This is a genomic window from Clostridium acetireducens DSM 10703, assembly GCF_001758365.1.
Classification (GTDB): Bacteria; Bacillota; Clostridia; order Clostridiales; family Clostridiaceae; genus Clostridium_C; species Clostridium_C acetireducens.
Genome location: NZ_LZFO01000064.1, coordinates 1 through 4,047 on the forward strand (window position 1 = coordinate 1; position 4,047 = coordinate 4,047).

Below are 4,047 nucleotides of genomic sequence, written 5' to 3' on the forward strand. Positions count from 1 at the left end.
AATTTTACTTCCTTTATATATTGTTTAGCTCCTGATTTAACATTTGTTACTATTACATCATCTTTAGCTAACTTTTCAACAGCGTTGTTAAATGTTACTTTAACTGTATTAGCATTAATAGCACTTATCCATACTAAAATTAAAAATATTATTTTATTTTTATTAATCTTTCTATTTCTTTCTCATAACCATATTTCCTAAAAAGTTCAATTAAAGCTATTGTAAAAATTTCTTTTTCAGATATATTATTTTCTTTTGAAAAATCTATAATCATTTTATCAAGTGGTTCTAATATATGTATAGACCTTGTTATAAATGTTTTTGGAAGTACATATTTAGGAATAGTTTTTGTTTTAAAAGAGTTAAGAATGTCTAAAAGTTTATGTTTATTTTCTTGCAATGTTATTAGCAGTGTTATAAATTCATTGAAATCTATTTTATATTCAGAGTTTTCTTTGAGTTTTTTAATGTTTTTCATATAGTTATTTTTATATATAGAATTTACAGCTGATTTTAATTTATTTATATTTGAGTGAGTGTATATGCTTGTTACTTTTAAATTGCTGTGTCCTAAAAGTTTTTGTATTTGAACTAAATTTATATCTTTTTCTACCAGACGAGTGGCAAAGCTATGGCGTAAAGTATGACAAGTTACTTTTTTACTCCAACCCAGTTTTTTTGTAACTTCTGCAAGGGTTTTGTTAATGTATTGAGATGATAATTTTCCTGTGTTTTTTGTAGCGAAAAATATATTTGAATTTACGCTTGGCCTATCTTTTTCTATATATTTTTTTAAGTATAAATATAGTTTGTCTGAAATTGGAATAATTCTGTCTTTGTTTCCTTTGCCGGATATTACATGAATAACTTTTTTGTTTAAGTCTACAGTGTTTAGGGTAAGGTTTAAACATTCTGATACTCTAAGACCTGTCATATAAAGAGTTCTTACTACTAAATTAATAAGAGGGTGTTTTATTGATTTGAGAAGTTTTTCTATTTCGTTGTGTGTAAGATATATTCTTTCTTTTTGTTGAAGTTTTATACTTTCAACAGATAGAGATATATTTCTAGTAATTATATTTTTTTTATATGCCCAAGAAAAGAAAGAACGAATAGTATAAAGATTTCTGCTTCTGGAGGCTGGTGCATAATTTTTTTCTTTTTTTAAGTATACTAAGTAATCTTCAATGTCTTGTGAAGTGATGTTTTGTATATGAGTTTTACAATTGTATTTTTTAATAATGTATTTATTAAATTGAGTTAAGTCTTTATTATAACCAGTAATAGTTTGAGGACTTCTATCAATAGTATCCATGTATTGAAGAAATTTAATTTTTCCTTGTTCAAGTAGCATTTATGTCATCCTTTCTTTTTGATAGTTTTATGTAGATTTTATTATTTAATAGTACTAAACTTAATTTAAATAATTTACCATGTAATAGAATATGAATATAAAAACTTAAAGGCATATTTATGTATTATGAAAATTACCTTTAAGTTTTTATTATTTTAGTTTTTCTATTTTTACGAAATGAGGAAACTCAGCAGAGGAATATGAGTGATGGGTTGGCGGTGGAAAGGTTTATGTTTATTAGTTAAAATATAATGTTTTTACAAATTCCCCTAAGCGTTCAGCTTCTTCTTTTGTTATATCTTTTGGTATTTTTATAGTGCAATTTAAATCAGTTCTTAATGGATAGGAAACATCCATGTAATCTGGTGTAGTTTGTAGTAATTCTGAGCTATCATAGTTTATAACACTTTCAATAATGTTGGTATAATGGCTTAAATCAGCGGCTGTTCTAGGTGCTCTAAGTGAGTTTCTTAAATCATTAGGAAGTTGATCTCTAGATATAGGACCTTTTAGCCATTCAATTTTTCTTTGATGTGGGTAACCATCGGTAATTTTAGTAGGTTCAAAAAAGTAGTTACTTGTAACTTTTGCAAAATAGATATCATCTTCATAAGGAACTACAATGAAATCTTTTTTAGATATTTCATTAACGAATATGTTTACAGTTGCTAATGCAGCACCTAATTGACTAGGGGAGTATTTCTTAGGATGATTCCTGAGAATTTCTCTTATTTCGTTTTTATCTTTTCCAACAAGGGAAGAAACTTCAGGCCATCCAATAGCGATGATATTATCAGATTTAAAATTTGAAAGTCTGTCAGTATCATGTGGGAAAGGTCTAATTAGCCATGCTTTTGCCATAATAAAACCTCCTATTATTTATTTAAATATACTATAACATAATTGGTTAGAGTTGTCTAGTAGTAACTAGTAAGTAACTAGTAGATGTACCAAAAAAATAGATAAAGAATACAGCCAAAGTAGTAGAGCATATAAAAACCCATTAAATTTGACGAAGAACTAGTTTTAATTATAGTATAATTAATATTAAAAATATGTTTAAATTTATAGGTGGAGATTAATATGAATAAAAAAAGATTAATTTTAAATTTTTTACCTTCAATAATATTACTATTTATAATTTTTATTTTTTCCTCTCAAAAAGCAAATGTATCTAATTCTAATAGTTTTCAAGTTTTATATTTATTAAAAAATATAGGTATTGATTTACAAAGTTCACTTGGACTCCATACAGCTAATTTTATAGTTAGAAAAATAGCTCACGTAATGGAATATTTTATGCTTTCTTGTTTTATATATAGAGGATATAAGAAAAGTGAATTTAATAATCCTTTAATTTATACTTTTGTTACCATATTTATTTTAGCTTGTTTAGATGAAATTCATCAAACTTTTGTACCTGGTAGGGATGGGAGATTTAAAGATGTTTTAGTAGACAGTATAGGGGTAGTTTTATTAGTTGCTATTTTAAAAGTAAAGAAGTATTTTAAAATATAATTATAATTTAGCTAATTAAATTATAGACTTGATTAAGTACCAGCTATAATATTAGATATACCAAAGTTAAATTAGTTTTTATGTTTAAAATTAAATTAAATAATATTTAAATATGTCCTATAAAATAAGAAAAGGATAGCCTTATGGTATCCTTTAAATATACAATATTATTTATTTTTTTATTTCTATTTTTATAGAATTTTGTACATCTTCTAAATTTAATTCTCTTTTTATTGCTGATACAAAAACTAATTTTCCTTCTTTATTTTTCTTTTGTTTTAATTCAGTATTTGAAACAGTAATTTTATAATTTTCAGGATGAGGAGTTTCTAATTCTACTAAAACTATAGTTGTAAAAGGAATTGCTTTTCCTAGTTTAATAGAATAATTAGGAATATCTTTTGAGTTACTAATTATTTTATTACTACTATCATTATTTGAATTATTTTTAACATCTGCATTTTTTTGTTCAGTTTTTTTAGTAGTTCTATTATTAGAATTACTATTTTTATTATATGAGTAAGGAAGATTTAAAGATAGATTGCCTTTTATATTATTTGAATATTTATCTTTTAAGTTTTTAGATATTTCTAATTTATGTGGTGAATTTACTCCTTTTAAATATCCATCTGGAAGTTTTATAATAATTTCATTTATAAATTTTTTTGATATTGCACTACCTTTTGGTAGTTCCTTATTATCTAATTTATAGTTTTTAATATCTAAAACTGTTTTATTATCACTTTTTTTATCATCAAATATTTGCGATGAAAATGTGATAAATATGTAATCACCATTTTTATCTGAATCTTTAGTAGCTTTATCTTCTATAATCATATCTAAATCTACATCTGCAAAAGCTGATTTTACATAAAAGTCTTTTTTTAGCTTAGTTTTTATTTCATTATTAATAGTGTTTTTATTTAAGGAAGTATTTTTAGAAGCTTTCTTAGAATTATAGAAGGATATTCCTAGTATAGTAAAAATGACTGCTAAACCTATTGATATAATTTTTTTATTCATTATAATGCCTCCTAAGTAATTGTACAGTTCTGTTAAGTTATATGAACATTGCTTCCCCTCAACCTATGAAATATAATAGATTTACCATAAAAATATTACCTCCCAGAAAGGAGAGAGGAAACAATGAACAAAGCTAATAAAAAAATCACCTG

General features: G+C 24.3%; 4 protein-coding genes. 1 reads left to right on the forward strand and 3 read right to left on the reverse strand.

Translation table 11 applies throughout. From position 1 onward, the window contains the following. Positions 1-148 precede the first annotated feature (148 nt). Entirely contained in the window at positions 149-1,354 is a 1,206-nt protein-coding gene (locus tag CLOACE_RS11380; protein ID WP_070111369.1) for a tyrosine-type recombinase/integrase, read from the reverse strand. A 237-nt stretch (positions 1,355-1,591) separates the two neighbouring features. Further along, positions 1,592-2,215 (reverse strand): restriction endonuclease, encoded by a 624-nt coding sequence (locus CLOACE_RS11385; protein WP_070111370.1) that lies wholly within the window; start codon positions 2,213-2,215, stop codon positions 1,592-1,594. Positions 2,216-2,437: 222 nt separating this feature from the next. Here CLOACE_RS11385 and CLOACE_RS11390 point away from each other — a divergent pair, with 222 nt between their 5' ends. Beyond that, a complete protein-coding gene (locus tag CLOACE_RS11390) occupies positions 2,438-2,872 on the forward strand; it encodes a VanZ family protein (RefSeq protein ID WP_070111371.1) in 435 nt (144 codons plus the stop codon). A gap of 171 nt (positions 2,873-3,043) precedes the next feature. Here CLOACE_RS11390 and CLOACE_RS11395 read toward each other — a convergent pair whose 3' ends face one another. Then, a complete protein-coding gene (locus CLOACE_RS11395) occupies positions 3,044-3,895 on the reverse strand; it encodes a hypothetical protein (protein WP_070111372.1) in 852 nt (283 codons plus the stop codon). Between the last annotated feature and the right edge of the window lie 152 nt (positions 3,896-4,047).

Coding starts and splice junctions, on each gene's coding strand:
- CLOACE_RS11380 (WP_070111369.1), bottom strand. CDS start 1,354: ATGCTACTTGAACAAGGAAAAATTAAATTTCTTCAATACATGGATACT.
- CLOACE_RS11385 (WP_070111370.1), bottom strand. CDS start 2,215: ATGGCAAAAGCATGGCTAATTAGACCTTTCCCACATGATACTGACAGA.
- CLOACE_RS11390 (WP_070111371.1), top strand. CDS start 2,438: ATGAATAAAAAAAGATTAATTTTAAATTTTTTACCTTCAATAATATTA.
- CLOACE_RS11395 (WP_070111372.1), bottom strand. CDS start 3,895: ATGAATAAAAAAATTATATCAATAGGTTTAGCAGTCATTTTTACTATA.